Annotated in this window: 21 protein-coding genes; 10 read left to right on the top strand and 11 right to left on the bottom strand. The window is 55.1% G+C overall.

Going from position 1 to position 20327, the window contains the following annotated elements:
• Positions 1-36: 36 nt before the first annotated feature.
• Entirely contained in the window at positions 37-2061 is a 2025-nt protein-coding gene (locus tag TW80_RS10025; RefSeq protein ID WP_045997273.1) for an FAD-dependent oxidoreductase, read from the bottom strand.
• A gap of 157 nt (positions 2062-2218) precedes the next feature.
• On the opposite strand from TW80_RS10025, the gene TW80_RS10020 reads away from it, so the two are divergent.
• Both TW80_RS10020 and TW80_RS10015 read left to right on the top strand, forming a co-directional pair.
• Positions 2219-3154 (top strand): LysR family transcriptional regulator, encoded by a 936-nt coding sequence (locus tag TW80_RS10020; RefSeq protein ID WP_045997272.1) that lies wholly within the window; start codon positions 2219-2221, stop codon positions 3152-3154.
• A gap of 129 nt (positions 3155-3283) precedes the next feature.
• On the top strand, positions 3284-4120 hold the full coding sequence (locus TW80_RS10015; protein ID WP_045997271.1) for a DUF481 domain-containing protein: 837 nt from the start codon (positions 3284-3286) through the stop codon (positions 4118-4120).
• A gap of 82 nt (positions 4121-4202) precedes the next feature.
• Here the strand turns inward: TW80_RS10015 and TW80_RS10010 are convergent, their stop codons facing one another.
• Genes TW80_RS10010 through ilvD form a run of 4 tightly spaced genes read right to left on the bottom strand, consistent with a single transcriptional unit; the run spans position 4203 to position 7732 of the window.
• Positions 4203-4568, bottom strand: a complete 366-nt coding sequence (locus TW80_RS10010; RefSeq protein ID WP_045997270.1) for a hypothetical protein — start codon at positions 4566-4568, stop codon at positions 4203-4205.
• A gap of 17 nt (positions 4569-4585) precedes the next feature.
• Positions 4586-5359 carry a DUF6478 family protein gene (locus TW80_RS10005; protein ID WP_045997269.1) on the bottom strand — a complete coding sequence of 258 codons (774 nt, stop codon included), beginning with the start codon at positions 5357-5359 and terminating at the stop codon, positions 4586-4588.
• Between the two features lie 38 nt (positions 5360-5397).
• On the bottom strand, positions 5398-5994 hold the full coding sequence (locus TW80_RS10000) for a hypothetical protein (protein ID WP_052700954.1): 597 nt from the start codon (positions 5992-5994) through the stop codon (positions 5398-5400).
• Positions 5995-5998: 4 nt separating this feature from the next.
• Positions 5999-7732 (bottom strand): dihydroxy-acid dehydratase, encoded by a 1734-nt coding sequence (gene ilvD / locus TW80_RS09995; RefSeq protein WP_045997267.1) that lies wholly within the window; start codon positions 7730-7732, stop codon positions 5999-6001.
• A 48-nt stretch (positions 7733-7780) separates the two neighbouring features.
• Here ilvD and TW80_RS09990 point away from each other — a divergent pair, with 48 nt between their 5' ends.
• The 6 genes from TW80_RS09990 (at position 7781) to TW80_RS09965 (ending at position 14367) form a co-directional block, all read left to right on the top strand.
• On the top strand, positions 7781-8746 hold the full coding sequence (locus TW80_RS09990) for a CPBP family intramembrane glutamic endopeptidase (RefSeq protein ID WP_239450524.1): 966 nt from the start codon (positions 7781-7783) through the stop codon (positions 8744-8746).
• A gap of 80 nt (positions 8747-8826) precedes the next feature.
• On the top strand, positions 8827-9771 hold the full coding sequence (accD, locus tag TW80_RS09985; RefSeq protein ID WP_045997624.1) for an acetyl-CoA carboxylase, carboxyltransferase subunit beta: 945 nt from the start codon (positions 8827-8829) through the stop codon (positions 9769-9771).
• Positions 9768-11042, top strand: a complete 1275-nt coding sequence (locus TW80_RS09980; protein ID WP_045997265.1) for a bifunctional folylpolyglutamate synthase/dihydrofolate synthase — start codon at positions 9768-9770, stop codon at positions 11040-11042. The genes accD and TW80_RS09980 overlap by 4 nt, the downstream gene beginning before the upstream one ends.
• Positions 11039-11545 carry a hypothetical protein gene (locus TW80_RS09975; protein WP_045997264.1) on the top strand — a complete coding sequence of 169 codons (507 nt, stop codon included), beginning with the start codon at positions 11039-11041 and terminating at the stop codon, positions 11543-11545. Before TW80_RS09980 ends, TW80_RS09975 begins: the two co-directional genes overlap by 4 nt.
• Before the next feature lie 262 nt (positions 11546-11807).
• On the top strand, positions 11808-13505 hold the full coding sequence (locus TW80_RS09970) for a tetratricopeptide repeat protein (protein WP_342585899.1): 1698 nt from the start codon (positions 11808-11810) through the stop codon (positions 13503-13505).
• Positions 13492-14367, top strand: a complete 876-nt coding sequence (locus tag TW80_RS09965; protein ID WP_045997262.1) for a 4-(cytidine 5'-diphospho)-2-C-methyl-D-erythritol kinase — start codon at positions 13492-13494, stop codon at positions 14365-14367. The genes TW80_RS09970 and TW80_RS09965 overlap by 14 nt, the downstream gene beginning before the upstream one ends.
• Here the strand turns inward: TW80_RS09965 and TW80_RS09960 are convergent.
• Genes TW80_RS09960 through TW80_RS09950 form a run of 3 tightly spaced genes read right to left on the bottom strand, consistent with a single transcriptional unit; the run spans position 14364 to position 16774 of the window.
• The gene (locus TW80_RS09960; RefSeq protein ID WP_045997261.1) at positions 14364-15008 is read right to left on the bottom strand and encodes an HAD family hydrolase; all 645 of its coding nucleotides are present in this window, start codon (positions 15006-15008) and stop codon (positions 14364-14366) included. The genes TW80_RS09965 and TW80_RS09960 overlap by 4 nt on opposite strands.
• A complete protein-coding gene (rsmD, locus tag TW80_RS09955; protein WP_045997260.1) occupies positions 15009-15563 on the bottom strand; it encodes a 16S rRNA (guanine(966)-N(2))-methyltransferase RsmD in 555 nt (184 codons plus the stop codon). It abuts the gene before it with no gap.
• A complete protein-coding gene (locus TW80_RS09950; RefSeq protein ID WP_045997259.1) occupies positions 15560-16774 on the bottom strand; it encodes an NAD(P)/FAD-dependent oxidoreductase in 1215 nt (404 codons plus the stop codon). The genes rsmD and TW80_RS09950 overlap by 4 nt, the downstream gene beginning before the upstream one ends.
• Before the next feature lie 86 nt (positions 16775-16860).
• Here TW80_RS09950 and TW80_RS09945 point away from each other — a divergent pair, with 86 nt between their 5' ends.
• Entirely contained in the window at positions 16861-17352 is a 492-nt protein-coding gene (locus TW80_RS09945; protein ID WP_045997258.1) for a peroxiredoxin, read from the top strand.
• An 85-nt stretch (positions 17353-17437) separates the two neighbouring features.
• Positions 17438-17923 (top strand): DUF2867 domain-containing protein, encoded by a 486-nt coding sequence (locus TW80_RS09940; RefSeq protein ID WP_045997257.1) that lies wholly within the window; start codon positions 17438-17440, stop codon positions 17921-17923.
• A 51-nt stretch (positions 17924-17974) separates the two neighbouring features.
• Here the strand turns inward: TW80_RS09940 and TW80_RS09935 are convergent, their stop codons facing one another.
• From TW80_RS09935 to TW80_RS09925, 3 genes are read right to left on the bottom strand one after another with little or no spacing between them, the layout of a single operon-like run.
• Positions 17975-18820: a mechanosensitive ion channel family protein gene (locus TW80_RS09935; protein WP_045997256.1), complete on the bottom strand. Its 846-nt coding sequence runs from the start codon at positions 18818-18820 to the stop codon at positions 17975-17977.
• A 1-nt stretch (position 18821) separates the two neighbouring features.
• The gene (locus TW80_RS09930) at positions 18822-19121 is read right to left on the bottom strand and encodes a 4a-hydroxytetrahydrobiopterin dehydratase (RefSeq protein ID WP_045997255.1); all 300 of its coding nucleotides are present in this window, start codon (positions 19119-19121) and stop codon (positions 18822-18824) included.
• The gene (locus TW80_RS09925; protein WP_045997254.1) at positions 19118-20305 is read right to left on the bottom strand and encodes a GNAT family N-acetyltransferase; all 1188 of its coding nucleotides are present in this window, start codon (positions 20303-20305) and stop codon (positions 19118-19120) included. Before TW80_RS09925 ends, TW80_RS09930 begins: the two co-directional genes overlap by 4 nt.
• Positions 20306-20327 lie beyond the last annotated feature (22 nt).

Raw genomic sequence — 20327 nt, 5'->3', positions numbered from 1 at the left:
TAAATGGGCTGGGTTGGCGTGTATTTCGCCCTTAGGTTATATTGATGCTGCTAGTCTCGTTCCTTGGTTGATTGCGCGTTTTGCATCAAGTTCCGCAGCGACATCTGCGCCCCCGATGACGTGCACTTCCTTGCCCAGAGCGATCAGCGCGTCTGCCAAACTGCGTTCAGGGACCTGCCCGGCACATAGCACAATTGTATCAGCCGCGATCAATTCAGGGTTTTCACGCGCTTCACCGCGGCTCACATGAAGGCCCTGTTCGTCGATCTTTTCATAGTTCACGCCACCGACCATGTTGACGTTCTTCATCTGCAGACCAGCGCGGTGAATCCAGCCAGTGGTTTTACCCAAACGCTTGCCCAGTTTTTCTGATTTTCGTTGTAGCAGCGTTACTTGTCGCGTGGCGGGTTCGGGTTTGGGGCCTTCGGGGCGCAGACCACCACGTGTCGTCTCAGGGTCCCCAACGCCCCATTCCTCAAGCCATTCTTCGAGATTTTCGGTTGGGCTATCATCGGTGACCAGATACTCGGCGATGTCAAAGCCAATACCGCCGGCACCAATCACCGCGACACGTGGGCCGACGGGGGCTTTGCCGCGTAGGACGTCGATGTAGGACAACACATTTGGGCCATCTTGGCCGGGGATTTGTGGGTCACGTGGGGCAACGCCTGTGGCGATAATGATCTCATCATAATCCGCCAGCATCTGCGTCGTCGCGGTGGTGTTCAGCGCGAGCGTAATGCCGGATTTCGCCACCATAGTGCGGAAATAGTCGACCAATCCCCAAAATTCCTCTTTGCCGGGGACCTGTTTGGCCATGTTGAGTTGCCCGCCAATTTCCGCAGCGCGATCAATGATTGTCACCTTATGCCCACGATCAGCAGCTGTCAGTGCTGCGGATAATCCGGCCGGACCTGCGCCGACAACGGCGATATTCTTGGGCATATCTGTCGGCGATATGACCAATTCTGTTTCATGGCATGCCTGCGGGTTCACGAGGCATGAGGTCAGCTTGCCGCTGAACGTGTGATCCAGGCACGCCTGATTGCAAGCAATGCACGGGGCAATTTCTGCGGGCTTTCCAGCGGCAGCCTTAGCGACGAAATCAGGGTCGGCAAGAAACGGGCGCGCCATGCTAACCATATCGGCGCAGCCGTCAGACAGGACGCTTTCGGCAACGTCGGGCATGTTGATGCGGTTTGATGTGATAATGGGAATTTGCACCTCGCCCATGAGTTTCCTGGTCACCCATGTAAAAGCGCGGCGCGGAACAGAGGTAGCGATCGTAGGGATGCGGGCCTCGTGCCAGCCGATGCCGGTATTCAGAATAGTCGCACCAGCTGCCTCAACAGCTTTGGCGAGCTGAACAACCTCTTCCCAGGTAGAGCCATTCGGAATGAGGTCGATCATCGACAGGCGATAGATCACAATAAAGTTCGGGCCGACCGCCTCGCGGACGCGGCGCACCACCTCAACGGGCAGGCGCATGCGGTTTTCATATGATCCACCCCATTCGTCGGTCCGCTTGTTGGTGTGCGTGACAAGAAACTGGTTCAGGAAATAGCCCTCTGACCCCATAACTTCGACGCCATCATATCCGGCCTGCTGAGCCCGCGTTGCAGCGGTCACGATATCGCTGATCTGCTTTTCAATGCCGTCCGCGTCTAGTTCATGCGGTGGAAAGGGCGAGATCGGTGATTTGATTGCCGACGGGGCAACACATTTAGGGCTATAGGCATAGCGACCGGCGTGCAGGATTTGCATCGCAATTTTGCCGTCAGCATCATGAACACGGTCAGTAACTATGCGGTGGTTTGCGATATCTTCGTCTGAGAATAATCCAGCCGCACCCGGAATAACGCCGCCCTCAATGTTAGGGGCCATGCCGCCGGTGACCATTAGTCCAACGCCCCCACGCGCGCGGGTGGCATAGAATTCGGCGACGCGATTCCAGTCTTTGGTTTCCTCTAGCCCGGTATGCATTGACCCCATAAGCACGCGGTTCTTCAGCGTGGTGAACCCCAGATCAAGCGGAGCAAGAAGATGTGGATATTCGGTCATGTCGTGCCTCCCATTTCGTCAAATCATGGCCCAAGCTGACGCGCGCGTCACCCCGTACGTGGCGTAAGATTTAGACATCAAACATGATTTGAGCAGTTGTTTCGTCGTTCAGAGCCAATATGAATGCATTGGCAACGATCACTGCGGGGGCTGACCTATGGATATCACTTTGCTCAAGACATTTCTTGAGGTGGCTGCGACAGGGTCATTCGTGTCCGCGTCTGATCGGCTCTATGTGACCCAATCGGCGGTGTCATTGCGCATTCAGCGGCTCGAAGATGCGCTTGGTAAGCCTATGTTTACGCGCTCAAAGGCTGGTGCAGAACTTACAAATGCTGGCCGAGAGTTTGAGCGATATGCCTTGTCGATCATCCGCGTTTGGGAAGAAGCCCGACAGCAGGTCGCCATCCCCGAGGGTTTCACCCGCAGCTTGACCATTGGTGCGCAGTATTCGCTTTGGCCGCGCATGGGGTTTCGCTGGATTGATGGGCTACGTGCGGCAGCGCCTGACCTCAATATCCGCGCTGAACTAGGGATGCCGGATCGGCTGACGCGATTCTTGATCGAAGGCGTCATGCATGTCGGGCTGCTTTACATGCCGCAGCTTCGGCCCGGTTTAGAGGCCGAGCAGGTCCTCGAAGAAGAATTGGTTATGGTAGCGTCTTGGTCGAATCCAACACTGGATCTGGGCGGACGCTATGTTTTTGTGGATTGGGGGCCAGAGTTCGTCAGCGCGCATGCCCAAGAATTGCCCGACCTGACCAATCCGGGGCTGACATTTTCGCTTGGGGCGATGGCCGCCGAGTTTATCGTCAACCGTGATGGGGCGGCCTATCTGCCTGCGCGCTATGTGAAAAAATACATTGATGCGGGGCAGCTCTTTCTTGTGCCAGATGCGCCGCGATTCCCGTACCCCGTTTGGGCGGTATGGCGCGAGGATCTCGATCCTGACATTCGCATGATTGCCGAAAAGGCGTTGAAAGGCGTCACTGATGTGGCCGAGGCAGATGGTGATGCGGTTCTCGCCCAGTTGCGCGACATTAGTGGGGACCACGAGGTCGAAATTCTGGGTGAGCCACATGATCATGAATGAGTAAAACTCGCTTTAAGCATGATTATTTTGAATTTCCGTTAATCATCGCTAAGGCGTAAATATCCGCTCAGCAGAAATGCTCCCGTTCCTTGAACAGGACGGGTCACCTTCTTGGGAGAGGATAGACCCATGACGAACAACGTATTTATTATCGCTGCGATCAGCGGTTTCATCGCAACAGCGGGTGCAGCACAAACAACTGCATTCACAAACCAAGACGCATCTGTTGACGCGGTTGATGACCTCGAAGAAGCAATCGAGGATGATCGCGAGCGTGATCTTGGCCGTTTCGGCAACGAAGGCCGTGAGCTGGGCTCTTATGGTTCGGTCGCTGTCCGCGGTACATCTGTCAAAGATGATGACGGTACAACAACTGACATCGGCCTCGGTCTGCGCTACGGCACATATGACGGCATCAACGGTATCGACCTGACAGCGAGCCTTGCTTATGGCGAAACTGACGGTGAAAAAACCGAGGACACATTGCTGGCTGGTGTCGACTATCGTCGCGACCTGAATGACGCTCTATTTGCCTTTGGTAAATTGGAAGCTGGCTTTGACAACATGGCCGACGATGTAGGTGACTTTACCCAAGACATCTTTGTCGGTGCTGGCCTTGGCTATCGGATTTACAACACTGCTGATCTGCAGTGGTCTGTCCAAGCTGGCCCAGGTTACCGCACAGCAAAACGTGTTGATATGTCTGACGTTTCCGAAGCTGCTGCTTCTGTTTCATCGAACGTATTCAAAAGCCTGTCAGAAGCGACCTACATCACTAACGACACAGACGTGATCTATTCGGAAACTGCAACAACTCTGGTCAACGAACTGGCCCTGAACGTTGCAATGACAGAAACACTGTCGCTGCGTACAGGTTACACAACCTCGTTCAACAGCGAAACAGATGCTGACCTGTCCGAAGGCGTGAACACACTGGGCGTTTCAGTGATCTACAACTTCAACTGATCATTTGATCAGCGTTCCCAAGCCTCTGAGCGAACGATCAGGGGAGAAGCAGATGGCGGTGAAAACCGCCATCTGTTTACGTTTAGCTATTATTGCAATGGTGGCGAAACGCCTGCTTGAGCATATCAAGTTCGTTGCGGAGCAGATCGACTTCGGCGCGTATGTCTTCGGCCAGGGCCTCACCCGACAACAGCGCAAAACTATTCAGCGTATCACCGTTCGCATCTTGGATGACAAAGGTCTGAACACCGTCGCTAATCAGTTCAGCCGGGATTGGGATTTTCACGTACCAAATTTCGCCGTTTGCCTCGTACTCAGGCGTTAACCCTTCAATTGTCTCGCCTTGATGACTAACCGTGAGTTGCGGTGTCTCGGGTCCGGCACCGGTCAAGGATCCTTCCCAGACACCAGCGATCAATCGGTTTTTTGTCAGCTTATAGGTGGCCATATTGGTCGCTCTCGGCTTTAGATTTCGGCGCGCGGATAGCGGCAGATATTCAGGTCTCGGATTGTGATTTTGTTCATGTTCGGGTTTTCGAACAGAATATCAATCCAGATTTTTTCGGCGCGCGCCTCATTGAGCTGGGTGTAGGCCAGATCAAATTCAGCAAGTGTTTCCCGGTCATCGCTGGGTAAGCTGAGCAGAATTTGTTCGGTATTCGGGCCGTTCTTGACGTTTAGCCGGGCGTAAATATTCATCGGTGCTTCGCGATCGATGACAGCGGCCAGCTGCAATATGTGCCGTTTCTTTAGCCCGGTGCAGGCCGCCACCGGCAGGTCGAGCACAAGCGACAAAAAACTGCCGTCAAAGTGATAGACTTCCATCGTCATCCCGTAGGCGGCCAGATCGTCCGCATGCAAATTGCGATGTTGCGTTAGCGACACTTCGGGCGCTTTGCAGTCATGGAAAACGGTGACTTCTTCGCCAATTTTGTCGCGGTTGAATGCAGGGGCCAGCCCGCGTTTCGCGACACTCGTACGCCACGCCATCGGGCGCCAGGACCAATCTGTGCCAGCGGGCCGTTGGAAGGTGTTGGTCCCGATCCGCGGGAGCGCGAGCCTATTCTCGGCGACATAGCTGAGTTCTTGTAGAGGAACGATTAACTGGCGCGCGTGTTGGCGTTGCGCGCGAAGCGTTGACAGCTCTGCGTTTGGGGCCATTCGGGCGGCTTTGCTCCAACGCTTAAATGATGCGCGCTGCAAAAGCCGCCCGAGTGCACCATTTGGATTGATTGCCATCGCTTTGCCTTTCGTGAAAACCTCGTGACCGAGGCACGCTAGAGTTCTGACGATTGCACCGTTGCAGGTTTGACGCCAGCCGCGATTGCATTCAGCAGCCAATTCCCCGTCCCTTGCGTAAGGGGCGCGTTGGCGGGGCCGCGTAGCGCAATGGTTACCAGGCGGCCGTTTACGTCTGTGAAGACACGCCATTCGCTTTGTTGCAGGCCGATTTTGCTGGGTGGTGCGGAATCGTTAAAGCGCACCGTGACCGTCCCGTCAGCAACCTGAGAAGAAAAATCGCTGATCGTGGTGCTGTCGCCTGTCGCGCTTAGCAATGCGGCGCCCTCGTCTGACTGCAAAAAGCTGCGCATCTGGGTTTCGGCACCAGTCACCATTCCAGAACCGGTTTCGCCGATTTGAATGGTTGCAACGGCTGTTGCGCTTGGCGCGCTGTCAGGTGCGCCCATCGCAAAGCAGGGTGCAACAATCGCGAACCCCTTGTCGGGGTTGCTAGAGGTAGAATCGATACAATAGCCGTCAGGGGCTTGGGCGATGATTTCACCGCCCACAAGCCCAATAGATTTTTGCGTCGTGACAGACGTACAGGCGCTAAGCGCCAGCGCAAAGGCCACAATCGCAATGCTACGGATCATATGCTTATAGATCCATGTAGATGTGTTTTTCTTTCTTCGCGCCCGGATGCGTCACAGCACCAAGACGTGTCGAACCAACGAGTTGCGCGTATTTCCACAGCGCACCAGAGGCGTAGATCGTCTCTTTTGGGCCTTTCCAGTTGGCCTTACGTTCGGCAAACACCTCGTCGCTAAGGTCAACCGACAGTTCACCCGTGATCGCGTTGATGGTGATCATGTCACCGTCTTCAAGCAGTGCGATTGGTCCGCCGTGCGCAGCTTCTGGGCCAACGTGACCGACGCAGAAACCGCGGGTCGCGCCAGAGAAACGGCCGTCTGTGATCAGTGCAACCTTCTTGCCCATGCCTTGACCGGACAGGGCAGCGGTCGTTGCCAGCATTTCACGCATTCCGGGGCCACCAGATGGGCCTTCGTTGCGGATAACCAGAACTTCGCCTTCTTTATATTGGCGTGCCTTAACAGCCTCGAACGCTTCTTCTTCGCATTCGAACACGCGGGCTGGGCCTGTAAAGACTTGCTGGTCTTCGCCCATGCCAGCGACTTTCACGATTGCACCTTCTGGGGCTACGTTCCCTTTGAGGCCAACAACACCGCCGGTTTTGGTGATCGGGTTTTCGACGGAATAGATGACGCGGTTGTCAGCTTCGCCTTTGATGTCGTCCAACTCTTCGCCGATGCTACGACCGGATGCGGTGATGCAATCCTCGTGGATAAGACCCGCTTTGCGTAGTTCCTTCATCACGACCGGAACACCGCCTGCCTCGTAGAGGTCTTTGGCGACATATTGGCCGCCCGGTTTCAGGTCGACGAAATATGGTGTGTCACGGAAGATTTCGCAAACGTCAGACAGATCAAAGTCGATACCTGCCTCAGCCGCGATTGCGGGCAGGTGAAGACCTGCGTTTGTCGAACCACCGGTACAGGCAACCACGCGCGCTGCGTTTTCCAGCGATTTGCGTGTAACGATATCACGCGCGCGGATGTTCTTTTCGATCAGGTTCATGACAGCCTGACCAGATGCTTCGCCATATTGGTCACGGCTTTGGTATGGGGCAGGGGCGCCGGATGAGTTCATCAGCGCGAGGCCGATTGCCTCGGATACACAAGCCATGGTGTTCGCGGTGAATTGGCCCCCACAGGCACCCGCCGAAGGACATGCAACGCGCTCGAGAACTTCAAGCTCTGCATCGGACATGTTGCCGGCTTGGTGTTGGCCGACGGCCTCAAAAACATCTTGTACGGTGACATCTTTGCCATTCAACCGACCCGGAAGGATCGAACCGCCGTAGATAAAGACAGAAGGTGTGTTCAGACGCACCATCGCCATCATCATACCTGGAAGAGATTTGTCACAACCAGCCAGACCAACAATCGCATCATAGCAGTGGCCACGCATAGTAAGCTCAACGGTGTCAGCAATCGCTTCGCGTGATGCCAGTGAAGACCGCATGCCTTCGTGACCCATCGCGATTCCGTCGGTCACAGTGATGGTGGTGAATTCGCGGGGCGTCCCGTTTGCAGCTTTGACGCCGAGCTTTACGGCCTGCGCCTGACGGTTCAGCGAAATGTTACAAGGTGCAGCTTCGTTCCAGCAGGTCGCAACGCCAACAAATGGCTGCGCAATTTCGGCCTCGTCCAGACCCATCGCGTAAAAATACGAACGGTGCGGCGCACGGCTTGGCCCTTCGGTGACGTGGCGGCTAGGTAGGTTTGTCTTGTCGGCTTTGCCTTTAAGCATTGGCTTGTCTCCCGGAACTAATGACGCTGGTCTAAAAGTTGGGCGCAGGTGACGCAAGTTAGAACTGCGCTTGCGGGGCGGCTTAACAGCGGCATAAAGTCCACTATGGCTGATCCTTATGTGCTTCATCGCAACTTTGTTAACGTCGCTGCGCGTGCGCCACAGCTATGGCGTGTGGTGGTTGTTCTTGTCGGGTTCGAGATTGTTTTCGCGATATCGCCCGATCTTGTCTTGGGGCTGCTACCCAGTTCAGCATTGCAAGACGCCTATAAAGAAGGGACTTCGGCCTTTGGCACCTTGGCGCAATTCTTGACCTTTGGGTTATCGGGCTGTGGGCTGGTGATGCTTGTCCAACTGCTGCATGCGCGCGGGTTCTGGTCACTGATTGGACCACAGCAATCAGCGTGGCGTGATCTATGTGCGGTGACGGGTGTCGTTTCAATCGTTTTGTTTGTCTTGGAGCTTTTGCCACCTTGGTATGACCTCGGTGCGGTCGATTCAGTTCGTCCGCTGACCGTCTGGGTGTCATTGATTCCCGTGACATTGGTTGCCCTGCTGATCCAGGTAGGCACCGAAGAGATGTTGTTTCGCGGCTACTTACAACAGCAACTTGCTTGCCTGTCGTCACGTCGTTGGATGTGGATGGGTGTGCCGTCACTTATGTTCGGGATGCTGCATTATTGGAACGGTAATGGTCAGGTCGAAGGGTTGATGTGGGCGCTCTGGGCGATGCTGCTGGGAATGGCTTGCGCTGATTTGACCGCAAGAAGCGGTAATTTGGGCGCGGCCATTGGGTTGCATTTGGCGAACAATGCATTCGCGCTATTGCTGTATGGGATCGCCAATTGGCCTGGCACCGGGGTGGCGTTGTTTCTATTCCCATACGAGGACCCTGCCAGCTTTGGGGCGCAAATCAACGCGTTGCCAACGTTCGCGATTGTCATGCAGATCATTAGTCAGGCCTTGTCGGTCTTTGTTATGTGGCTGGCCGCACGTTATGCGATACGCCGCTAAATCAAGACTTCGGATCGGCACTGATTGCATTTCGTGACGCACCGTCATATCTGAAAGGCGTTAATGCAAAAGGCGCGCCAATGAACTGGATCACCAACTACGTCCGTCCGACGATCAACTCGCTCTTTTCACGCCGCGAGGTGCCCGAGAATCTTTGGACCAAATGTCCAGAGTGTGGAACCATGCTGTTTCACCGCGAGCTGTCAGACAATCTGAACGTTTGTACGAATTGTGATCACCACATGGCGATTTCTGCGCGTGAACGCCTGACGTCAATTTTTGACGGCGGCGTGTTTGTCGAGGTCGACGTGCCAGAGCCTGTAGCAGATCCACTGCATTTCCGGGATCAAAAGAAATACACTGATCGCATCAAAGAAGCCCGCAAGAAAACGGGTGAAAAAGATGCGATGTTGGTTGCCGAAGGCGAAATGGGGCGCACACCTGTCGTCGTTGCGGTGCAGGACTTTTCCTTTATGGGTGGGTCGATGTCGATGTACGTCGGCAATGCCATTGTTGCCGCTGCGGAGCGTGCAATTGCATTGGGGCGCCCGCTGATCTTGTTCTCTGCCGCTGGTGGTGCGCGTATGCAAGAAGGCATCCTTGGCTTGATGCAGATGCCGCGTACGACAATCGCGGTGCAAATGCTGAAAGAAGCGGGTTTGCCCTATGTTGTCGTTCTGACGCACCCCACAACTGGCGGTGTGACTGCGTCTTATGCGATGCTTGGCGACGTGCAGATTGCAGAACCTAACGCGCTGATTGGTTTTGCTGGTGCACGCGTGATTGAACAGACAATCGGCGAAAAACTCCCCGAGGGTTTCCAGCGCGCTGAATACCTTTTGGACCACGGTATGTTGGACCGCGTGACCAAACGCACCGATCTCAAGGACGAGTTGGTAACGATTTTGCGGATGTTGATGGGGCTCGACTCTCCGGTAAAGGGCGATCTGCCTGCGCCTGAGATTGCGATTGAGCCTGCCCAAGACAACGTCGAGCCATCCGCCCCCAAGAAAGACGCAAAGTGACAGCGACATCGGATGTGATCCTTGAACGGATGATGGCCTTGCACCCCAAGGTCATCGACCTGACCTTGGCCCGTGTTTGGACGCTGCTTGCAAAGCTCGATCACCCAGAAAAACGTCTGCCGCCCGTGATCCACTTGGCTGGCACGAATGGTAAGGGGTCAACACAAGCCATGATCCGCGCCGGGCTAGAGGCGGATCAGGCAAAGGTGCACGCATATACATCGCCGCACTTGGCCCGTTTTCATGAACGCATCCGCCTCGCGGGTGATTTGATCACCGAAGAAGCGCTGACCCAAGTTCTGGATCGGTGTTATGGCGCGAATGGCACTGATCCAATTACGTATTTTGAGATCACGACAGTTGCTGCTTTGTTGGCGTTTTCAGAAACGCCCGCCGATTACACATTGCTCGAGGTGGGGTTGGGCGGGCGGCTGGACGCAACCAATGTCATTGATAAGCCCGCTCTGACGATCATCACGCCTGTCGACCTCGATCACCAGCAATTCTTGGGTGATACGCTGGCCAAGATCGCGGCCGAGAAGGCCGGTATTATTAAACGTGGCGTTCCCTGTGTTGTCGGCCCGCAGCACGAAGAAAGCATGGATGTGATCGAAAACGTCGCAGCCCGACTTGGCGCGCCGCTTTATGCCTATGGTCAGCAATGGCATGTCAGCGCAGAGCACGAGCGACTGATCTATCAAGATGAGCGCGGGTTGCTTGATCTACCGTTGCCGAACTTGCCCGGACCGCATCAGGTGATGAACGCCGGTGCCGCGATTGCCGCGCTTCGGCTCTTGGGCAAGGAAGAGGCCGCCTGCGAGGCTGCGGTGACACGCGCCTATTGGCCAGCGCGCATGGAGAAACTGACCAAAGGTGCGTTGGTCGAAATGGCGCTCCCGGCAGAGCTATGGTTGGATGGTGGGCATAATCCGGCGGCGGGGCGTGTCCTAGCGCAGACCCTGTCTGCACAACCACCAAGACCCACGCATCTGATTTGTGGGATGCTTAACACCAAGGACATCGACGGTTATCTCGCGCCATTGGCGAAGGTCGCACAAACGCTGACCGCCGTGTCGATCCCTGATGAGCCAAACACAATTCCGGCCCAAGACACTGCTGACGCCGCGATGCGTGTTGGTTTGCAGGCATCTGTCGCCCAGAGCGTTGCAGAGGCCATCCGCACCATTCGCGACACGACCCCCAATGCCCGCATTCTGATCTGCGGTTCGCTTTACCTCGCCGGGCATGTCATGCGCGAGAATGCCGTATGATCAAACAGTGGGTCGCCATATTCGCGCTCTGCGCGACGCAGGTTCAGGCGGCTGACTTTTATTTCTGCTGGGTCGGTGCGAACGACTATACGATGACCGGGCAAATGAGCATCCCTGACGCCGTGCTTGGACAATCCCTAATCACTGAGCAAGACGTAACTGCGTTTAAAATCGCCGGGTATCAGGCGGGTGCCTTGCTTGGTAAATGGGATATGACCACACGTGGCGACAGCGATAGCTGGTTTTTGCGATATGATCCCGAGCGGTCGGTCTTTTTGACGCCATCAGAGCTGGGCCTCGGTGTCACCCAAGCATGGAACGCAAACGGGAATGCGAATGACTGTGGTAATCCGGGCTTTGGGTTTAATCTGGGGAACTATGCCCAAGATTTCTGCCTGAATGGGGTCTGGGTCGAAGAAAGCGGAATGCCACCCGATACGCCGTTTTTGGTCAGCGCTGTGCCTGTTGATCCCTACTGCCGGACTTACGCACCGGTAAGTTAATGCCGATTCGCGAATCACTCTATTGACTGCGAATCACTTCATCGCTTAGTGTCGTGATCAACGTGAAACGCCAGTATAATAGGCGTATCGGAGCAGTCTTGGCAGGGCGAGTTGGCGGGCTTTCGGGCCTGTCTTCTTGTGCCCTTTCAACGTTTTCCAAATCGTCGCGCTGATTGCCGCCATGTTCACGAGGACGTGTTTGCATGACACGCTGACTGTCTTTAGGCTGAAAACGAAAACAATCCGAAAGGCCTGTTAATCCGTGCTCAAACGCTCACTCACCGCCGTTCTTATTTCTATTGTCATGTCATCTGGATCTTCGGCTCTCGCCGATGCGAATGCAGGGGCCTATTTGGCTGGGCGTCAGGCGTTACATGCGCATGACTTTGACGTTAGTGCGCGCTATCTGACCAAAGGTCTGTTGGGCGATCCAACGAACCCTTACCTTTTGGATCGGGCGATGACGTCTTATGTCGCCCTGGGTCAGATGGATCAGGCGATTCCAATCGCGCAAGCGATTATCGATGGTGGCCATAACAGTCAGGTTGCCCATCTGATTTTGCAGATGGCGGATGTGAAATCAGAAAACTGGGACGGTGTTTTTGATGCGTTGGAGCAGGGGCGCACGATTAGCCCGCTGATTGACGGCATCGCGCAGGCGTGGGCGCATCTGGGCAAGGGGGACATGACCCGCGCTGTTGCGGGCTTTGACAGGGTTATCGAAACCGAAGGCATGACCGTCTATGGCGTGACCCACAAGGCATATGCCTTGGCCTCGGTCGGTGATTTCGAAGGTGCTGAGGCGATGTTCTCGGAGCAAATACCGGGCGGCATGCGCTACAATCGCCAAAGCGGCATCGCACACGCCCAAATTCTCAGCCAGCTTGGCCGCAATGCAGATGCAATTGCCATGCTAGATAGCGTGTTCGGGACACAGCTTGATCCCGGTCTCGCACAACTGCGCGCACGGCTTGATGCTGGCGAAGCTGTCGCCTACAGCGCTGTAACCTCGCCAGAACAAGGTATGGCCGAGGTTTACCATATCACCGCCGGAGCCATCCAAAGTGATGCGCCAAGCGCATATACATTGATGTTCACGCGCGCTGCGAATTATTTGTGGCCGGACAATACGATTGCAACGCTGATGACTGCGGGCCTTCTCGAAGATTTGGGGCAGTTCGACCTGTCAAATGCGGCCTACAGTAGCGTCCCTCGCAATGACCCTGCGTTTCATGCCGCCGAACTTGGTCGGGCAGATGTTTTGCGTGCGGGTGGCCGTATTGATGCGGCCATCGAGGTTTTAGACGCGCTCGCGCGGAGCCACCCAGACCTTCCACAGGTCTTTGCCAACCAAGGCGATACATTGCGGCAGGCCGGGCGCTATGGTGACGCAGCCAAAGCCTATTCGCGTGCGATTGAACTGTATCAAGATGATGACCCGATTAAGTGGTTCGTCTATTACACCCGTGGGATCTGCGCACATAAAACCGACAATTGGCCCCAAGCCGAAGCCGATTTTCGCGCGGCATTGGCGTTAGAGCCGAACCATCCGCAGGTTTTGAACTATCTCGGCTATTCGCTGGTTGAGCGTGGCGAAAAACTGGACGAGGCGCTTGATATGCTTGAGGTTGCCGCAACGGCACGGCCAGACAACGGCGCGATTATTGATAGCCTTGGATGGGTTTTGTTCCAGCTTGGACGCTATGACGAGGCGGTGGGGATGCTCGAAAATGCGGCCGCGCTTGAACCTGTTGATCCGGTGGTGAACGATCACCTGGGCGATGTCTATTGGGCCGTCGGTCGCGAAATCGAAGCACGTTTCCAATGGCAGCGCGCCCTGTCCTTTGATCCAGAAGAGACCGAGGCAACCCGTATCAGAGATAAGCTGGACCGCGGTCTTGATCTGGTCTTACTTGACGAAGGCGTCGCGCCGATCCGGGTGGCCAGTGGCAACAATTAAGGCAATAGCACCTGCAAAGGTAAACCTTACCTTACATGTGACCGGACAACGTGCAGATGGGTATCATTTGCTTGATAGTCTTGTCGTGTTTGCCGGGGTTGCGGACCAATTAACCGCGACAGTTGCGCCGCAGACCCGGATGTCAGTGAACGGGCCGTTTTCCGTTGGTGTCCCAGAAGATGAGCGCAACCTGATGGTGCGTGCAGCTCTCGCCTTGGGTCAGGCGCGCGGGGTTGATTTAGGGGCAATGCTGACGCTGGAAAAGCACCTGCCGCATGCGGCGGGCATTGGTAGCGGATCATCGGATGCTGCCGTGACATTGGCGATGCTTGCAGAGCTATGGGGTGTGGAACCACTACCTGCCCACGCGCCCGAGGTTGTTGCGCTTGGCGCTGATGTGCCTGTCTGCCTGAGGGCGCCAAACCCGACACGGATGGAAGGGATCGGCGAAAAGCTCTCTGACGTGCCACAATTGCCGCCCTGCGCGATTGTGTTGGTGCGCCCGCCCGTGGACGTACCAACCGGGCAAGTGTTCAACATGATGTCTGACAAAAACGGCGCACCAATGACGCCAATCCCCGAAGGTGCAGATTTCGACGGATTTGTCGATTGGCTTTCCCCGCAGCGCAACGATATGCAAGCCGCCGCCGAACAAATCGCGCCGGAAATTTCAGAGGTGATCGCAAAGCTGAAATCGCTTCCGGGTGTGCGCATCGCGGGCATGTCTGGGTCTGGGGCAACATGCTTTGGGCTCGTTAAAGATATGGCGACTGCACGCCATGTCGCGCGCATCGTGCAAGTGTCACAGATGGACTGGTGGGTTGCCCCGGCCGAAGTTCTTGGCACGGGGCATGTGTATTAGGTCAGGCCTAGCGCCTGAGCGATTTGGTTCATGTGGGTGACGGGGCGGGCTCCTGTGTCGCCAATCCGTGCGGGATCACCATCTGCCACATACCCAAAGCAAGCCATGCCAGCAGATTTCGCCGCGTTGAACCCGGCTGGCATGTCATCAATCATCACGGCTTCTTCGGGGGATACGTTCATGTCGGCCATAATTTGCAACAGCATGTCAGGCTTGGGTTTGGGGCCGTGGTCGTGCCCTGAATAGATGCGCCCCGCGAACAGCGGATATAATCCGCTTGGGCTAAGGGTAATTTCCATCTTGGCGATAGGGCCATTTGATGCGATCGCCCGTTTGATGCCCGCCTGATCAAGCGCATGGATCAGATCCATAACACCGTCCATTACGGGAACGCCTTTGCGCAATTCTGCAAAAATTTCAGCGTAGACATCATCGACCCATGTCTCGGGCAGATTGCAACCGCGACGCGTTGCTTCTTGGCCAATGCCTTCGATTGTTCCGCCAGCGAACAGTTGGTGAATTTCGTCTGGTGCAACGTCCCAGCCGAACCCCCCAAGGTTTGCCGAAAGAATGCGGTCTGTTGCTGGCTCGGTGTCCACCAGAACGCCGTCACAATCAAAAATCACTAATTTGGGAGTCATTTATTCTGCCTTTAGAAATGTGATCCACGTGTCGCCATATCGGCGTTGGTCAAGTGTGGCATAGCCGAGCGGCGCGATCTGTGCGGTGCTTTCTTCCCAGATGATCAGCGCATCCGGGGCAATCCAGCCATTCGATTTCGCAGCCATCAGCGCGGCGGTTCCTAAACCCTGCCCATAAGGTGGGTCGAGAAACACCAGCCCGCAGGGTTCCCCTGCCGGTAATCGTGAGGCGTCTGATTTAATCAGTGTGGTGTCGGATTGGCGGCGTAGCTTGGCAATATTGTCGCGGATCAGCTTTTGGGAAATGCGACCGTTATCGACAAATGTGACATGGCTGGCACCGCGTGACAGCGCCTCTAGCCCAAGCGCCCCCGTACCCGCAAATAGGTCGAGAACCCGCGTGTCCAGAATGGGATTACCAAAACGCCCCCCCAGCAGGACGTTAAACAGGCTTTCGCGGACGCGGTCGGTGGTGGGGCGCAAATGCGCGCCTGCGTCCCCTTTGCCAACCGCCGTAAGAGCTGTTCCTCGATGGGTGCCTCCGATGATCCTCACGGTTTGAGCAGGCCCTTCATATCTGTTGCCGGATCGGTGATCGCAGCGGGTGCTGGACTGCGGTCTGCTTCGATTAGGCGTTTACCGATCATATAGTTGCGCGGGTCATTCATTGCATCGACGGCAATCAGCTGATCGTCCTTGTAGTACCAGTGCGACTGAACACCCGGCGTATCGCCTTTGCGAACATAAACATTGGTGTACCCAAGGTTAAGCCCAGCAATTTGCAGTTTGCAGTCGTATTGATCCGACCAGAACCATGGTTTCGGCATATATTCTTGGTCGCGGCCCATGATATTGCGGGCGACTGCCTCGGCTTGATCAATCGCGTTACCAACACTTTCGAGGCGGATGCGCGTCCCATGAAATAGGCAAGATGCACAATCGCCCGCAGCCCAGATATGTGGGGCAGACGTCCGGCCGTGGGTGTCCGTCGTGATGCCACTGTCGCAGGCAATGCCTGCACTTTCCGCGAGGATAGTCGCGGGCGAAATGCCAACACCGACAATGGCAAAGTCGACATCTAGCGTGCTGCCATCAGTCAGGACAGCCCCCGACACGTGACCATCGCCTGTTAGCTTTTCAAGACCGATCCCTTCTTTGATCTCGACGCCATGCGCCTTGTGTAGGGCGCGAAAATAATCGGACGTCTCAGGTGCCGCCACCCGTTGCAAGATCCGGTCTGCCATTTCGATCAAGGTCACCTTGAGGCCACGCTTTGCCGCGACGGCTGCCGCCTCGAGCCCGATATACCCCCCGCCTATGATCAAAACATGTTTATCCGCAACCATCGCCGGGGCCATCGCGTCTGCGTCGCTCAGGTCGCGCATGGCGTAGACTCCATCCAGCATGCCCCCTGCTGATGCAGGTAACATGCGCGGATGCGCGCCGACAGTCAGTGCAAGTTCATCATAGTTGATAACTTCATCGTCAGACAGCGTGACGGTCTTGTTCATCGCGTCAATTGCAATGACGCGTGTGTCTAGGCGTAGGTTTATTCTCTGGTCTGCATAGAATTCATGTGGCCGCAGATACAGCCGTTCCTCGGCCATTTCCCCAAGTAAATAAGCCTTTGACAGTGGTGGCCGCTGATATGGCGGAACCTTTTCCGCACCGATAAGAGTGACCTCGCCATCAAAGCCTTCGCTCCGTAATTTTGCAGCCAAAGAGGCGCCAGCCTGCCCTGCGCCGACGATGACAACATGCGTCATAGTTATCTCCTTGGGGTTCACCCTCTTGTTTCATGCACATCTATATGTGAGTCATCAGAAGATACAAACATGAAGGGGCTATAATAATGACTATCAAAACAGGTGATACGCTTCCGGCTGCAACCTTGTTACAAATGGGCGAGGATGGGCCAGTACAAGTTGCGCTCGCTGACAAGCTGGAAAACCGCAAAGTGGTGATTTTCGGATTGCCTGGCGCATACACTGGCACATGCTCAACTGCGCATGTTCCTAGCTTTATGATCACCCACGATGATTTTAAGGCCAAAGGCGTGGATGAAATTATCTGCGTGTCGGTCAACGATCCGTTCGTAATGAAGGCATGGGGCGATTCAACTGGTGCGGCTGACGCAGGCATCACAATGCTGGCAGATGCAGAAAGCGCGTTCACAACGGCTATCGGTATGAACTTTAGCGCGGCACCCGTTGGTTTCGTGAACCGGTCCAAGCGCTACGCGATGCTAGTCGACAACGGTGTTGTGCAAATCCTTAACGCAGAGTCGAACCCGGGCGAATGTGAAATCTCTGCCGGGGAAACATTGCTCGAGGCGATTGAATAATCCAAAGGGGCGGCGCGCAGGTGCCGCCCTGTTTCATTGGGATATTGCATAAGGCAGCCGGCGCGTTGCTGGCGAATTATTTCTCATGATTAGATTAGATGGCAGTGCCGTCCGCGTTCTGGCGCCAATCGACCAGCTTTACTACTATGACGTCCAGAATATCACATTGGATCGGGAATTATCGCCGCTTGAGGCATGGAACCTGATCACCCAGCATCCGCAACCATTACTGCGGCTTGCGTTTCGGATCAGGGATGCGATTTCCGCCTTATTCGGTGTGAAACGTATTCAAGGATTTAGCACGACACGCGTCGAAAGCGTCGAGATTGGTGACCACCTTGATTTCTTTTTGGTGGAGTACACAGATCACGAGGCGCTGGTGTTGACCGAACGCGATAAGCATCTTGATGTGATGACCTGCATTTCAACGGCTGGTCAGACCGTCTCTGTGACATCTTCGGTGCAGGTCCACAACTGGTTTGGTCGCGCGTATATGCTGCCTGTGGGGATTGCCCATCGTTGGATTGTACGCGGCATGTTGCGGCGTCTGCAGCGCGAGGCAACGCGCTAGAGTTTGCGGTTCGGCAGCGCTGCAAGTGACGCAGCGCTGCCGAATACCTATTTATCCTTGGGTCTGGATCAATGTCCGTGTCGGGAATGGAATATCGACTCCCGCTTGATCTAATGCCTCTTTGACCTGACGCTTCATGTCCGCTTGGAATTGAAAGTAATCGCCGCTGTCACACCAAACGCGCACCAGAAAATCGACAGAACTGTCGCCAAGGTTATTCACCTGAATGAATGGTGCCGGATCTGACTTTGCTCGTGGGTCGGCCATGATCGTGTCATAGATGACCTGCTCTGCGTTCTTTAAATTCGCGCCATAGCCAACGCCAAAGGTCCATTCGGCGCGGCGTGTCGGGAAGGTGGAATAGTTCACGATTGTATTGCCCCACACCTGCGCGTTGGGGATGATAATCTGAACATTTGCGGGCGATGCCAGTTCAATAAAGTTCAGCGTAATATCTTTGACTGTACCCATCTGGCCTGAAACCTCGACGAAATCGCCGATTTTAACAGGACGGAAAAAGACGATCATCACGCCCGCCGCCACGTTGGAAAGGGTGCCTTGCAATGCCAGACCAATGGCCAAACCCGCGGCACCAATAACGGCGACAAATGATGTTGTCTCGACCCCAAAGGTGTTGAGTACGAACAGAAACGCAAAACCGATTGCGATGTAGCGCGCAATGTTGCCCAGAAAATTGAACAGGGTCATGTCCAAGTGCTGATGCGTCTGTCCCAGTTTTGTCAGGTGTTTGCGCAGCCAGCCACCAATGACAAAGCCAGCAATAATAATGAGCAATGCCGCGATGACATTCCCAAAGATTGAGGCCAGAAACTCGAGCGTGAGCAGGTCCCCGATTGTTTTCCCGTCCCAGATGACGGTGTTCAGCAGATTGTCCAAGTCATTCCCCTGCAAGTTTATCTAGTTTTGCGCCGAATTTGGCATCAAGCATGGATAGACCACCTGCGTCATGCGTGGTCAACGTGACTCCGACGACTTTGTAGATATTGAACCATTCGGGATGGTGGTTCCATTTCTCGGCCCAAATCGCAGCGCGCGTCATAAAGCCAAAGGCGTCTACGAAATTCTTAAATTTGTAGGTTTTCTGGATCGCATCGCGCCCGCTGACGAATTCCCATCCGTTCTTGAGCAAGGGTGTGATCAATTCGTCGCGTTCGGCTTCGGTCAATGTGTTGGTCATTGCTGTTCCTCACGGTTGGATTTGCGAAACGGACCATAGCTGGTCAGGACTTCGATTTCATGATCCACCGCATCACGTTCGGCGTCCAAATAATTTTGGACCGCATCCCGAAATCCCGGATCTCCGAACCAATGGACGGAGTGGGTCGCGACCGGCAGATAACCACGGGCGAGCTTGTGTTCCCCTTGTGCGCCTGCTTCGACTCGTTTGAGCCCCTGAGAAATGGCGAAATCAATGGCCTGATAATAGCAGAGTTCGAAATGCAGGCAGGGGTGATGTTCGATACAGCCCCAATACCGCCCATAAAGGTTTTCTCGTCCAATGAAATTCAGCGCGCCAGCAACAGGACGCCCATCGCGAATGGCGAGGACCATCATCATATCGTTGCGCAGCGTTTCATGTGCACGGTCAAAGAACGCGCGTGTCAGATAAGGCGTGCCCCATTTCCGATTTCCGGTGTCTTGATAAAATTGCCAGAATGCATCCCAGTGCTGGGGCTGAATGTCATCGCCCGTAAGTTTGACAATTTCACCACCAAAGCTTTGCGCTTGGGCGCGTTCTTTGCGGATGTTTTTGCGTTTGCGGCTAGAGAGCGACGCAAGGAAGGCATCGAAATCTGCATAGCCATCGTTGACCCAATGAAATTGCTGACCGATGCGTGTCATCAGCCCCATTTCTTGGGCGGCGATAGACTCTGCTTCGGTACAAAAGGTAGCGTGCAACGAGGATAATTCGTTGTCAGCTGCAATCTGAACTGCACCCTGGATCAAGGCGGAGATGCCCAGTACCTCGTGGCCGGGACGGGTCAGAAACCTTCGCCCGGTCGCGGGTGTAAAGGGTACGGCGATTTGCAGTTTGGGATAATAGCGACCGCCCGCGTTTTCATAAGCATGCGCCCAATTGTGATCAAAAATATATTCGCCCTGACTGTGCCCTTTGGCATATAGTGGCGCGGTCGCAATCATCTGACCATTCTGATGGACAGTTAAGTAGCGCGGTTGCCAGCCGCTTCCCTTGCCGACTGATCCGCTGTCTTCAAGTGCCTTCAGAAACCGGTGCGTTGTAAATGGATCATTTGGGCGGCCACCATCGGCGGCCTCAGGGCATGCGCAGGCATCCCAGTCTTGGGCAGGGATACCGTCGAGGCTGGGGTGTGCGGCTACTTCGATTGGGGTGTCAGTCATATCATCAGACTTGGGTTCGTTT

Origin of the sequence: Loktanella sp. S4079 (genome assembly GCF_000967725.1) — a bacterium.
Taxonomy (GTDB): Bacteria; Pseudomonadota; Alphaproteobacteria; order Rhodobacterales; family Rhodobacteraceae; genus Yoonia.
This window is presented reverse-complemented; position numbering and strand designations above follow the sequence as displayed.

What these genes read in the sequence shown, in the direction of transcription:
- TW80_RS10025 (WP_045997273.1), bottom strand. Translation starts at nt 2,061, where the DNA reads ATGACCGAATATCCACATCTTCTTGCTCCGCTTGATCTGGGGTTCACC.
- TW80_RS10020 (WP_045997272.1), top strand. Translation starts at nt 2,219, where the DNA reads ATGGATATCACTTTGCTCAAGACATTTCTTGAGGTGGCTGCGACAGGG.
- TW80_RS10015 (WP_045997271.1), top strand. Translation starts at nt 3,284, where the DNA reads ATGACGAACAACGTATTTATTATCGCTGCGATCAGCGGTTTCATCGCA.
- TW80_RS10010 (WP_045997270.1), bottom strand. Translation starts at nt 4,568, where the DNA reads ATGGCCACCTATAAGCTGACAAAAAACCGATTGATCGCTGGTGTCTGG.
- TW80_RS10005 (WP_045997269.1), bottom strand. Translation starts at nt 5,359, where the DNA reads ATGGCAATCAATCCAAATGGTGCACTCGGGCGGCTTTTGCAGCGCGCA.
- TW80_RS10000 (WP_052700954.1), bottom strand. Translation starts at nt 5,994, where the DNA reads ATGATCCGTAGCATTGCGATTGTGGCCTTTGCGCTGGCGCTTAGCGCC.
- ilvD (WP_045997267.1), bottom strand. Translation starts at nt 7,732, where the DNA reads ATGCTTAAAGGCAAAGCCGACAAGACAAACCTACCTAGCCGCCACGTC.
- accD (WP_045997624.1), top strand. Translation starts at nt 8,827, where the DNA reads ATGAACTGGATCACCAACTACGTCCGTCCGACGATCAACTCGCTCTTT.
- TW80_RS09975 (WP_045997264.1), top strand. Translation starts at nt 11,039, where the DNA reads ATGATCAAACAGTGGGTCGCCATATTCGCGCTCTGCGCGACGCAGGTT.
- TW80_RS09960 (WP_045997261.1), bottom strand. Translation starts at nt 15,008, where the DNA reads ATGACTCCCAAATTAGTGATTTTTGATTGTGACGGCGTTCTGGTGGAC.
- TW80_RS09950 (WP_045997259.1), bottom strand. Translation starts at nt 16,774, where the DNA reads ATGACGCATGTTGTCATCGTCGGCGCAGGGCAGGCTGGCGCCTCTTTG.
- TW80_RS09945 (WP_045997258.1), top strand. Translation starts at nt 16,861, where the DNA reads ATGACTATCAAAACAGGTGATACGCTTCCGGCTGCAACCTTGTTACAA.
- TW80_RS09940 (WP_045997257.1), top strand. Translation starts at nt 17,438, where the DNA reads ATGATTAGATTAGATGGCAGTGCCGTCCGCGTTCTGGCGCCAATCGAC.
- TW80_RS09930 (WP_045997255.1), bottom strand. Translation starts at nt 19,121, where the DNA reads ATGACCAACACATTGACCGAAGCCGAACGCGACGAATTGATCACACCC.
- TW80_RS09925 (WP_045997254.1), bottom strand. Translation starts at nt 20,305, where the DNA reads ATGACTGACACCCCAATCGAAGTAGCCGCACACCCCAGCCTCGACGGT.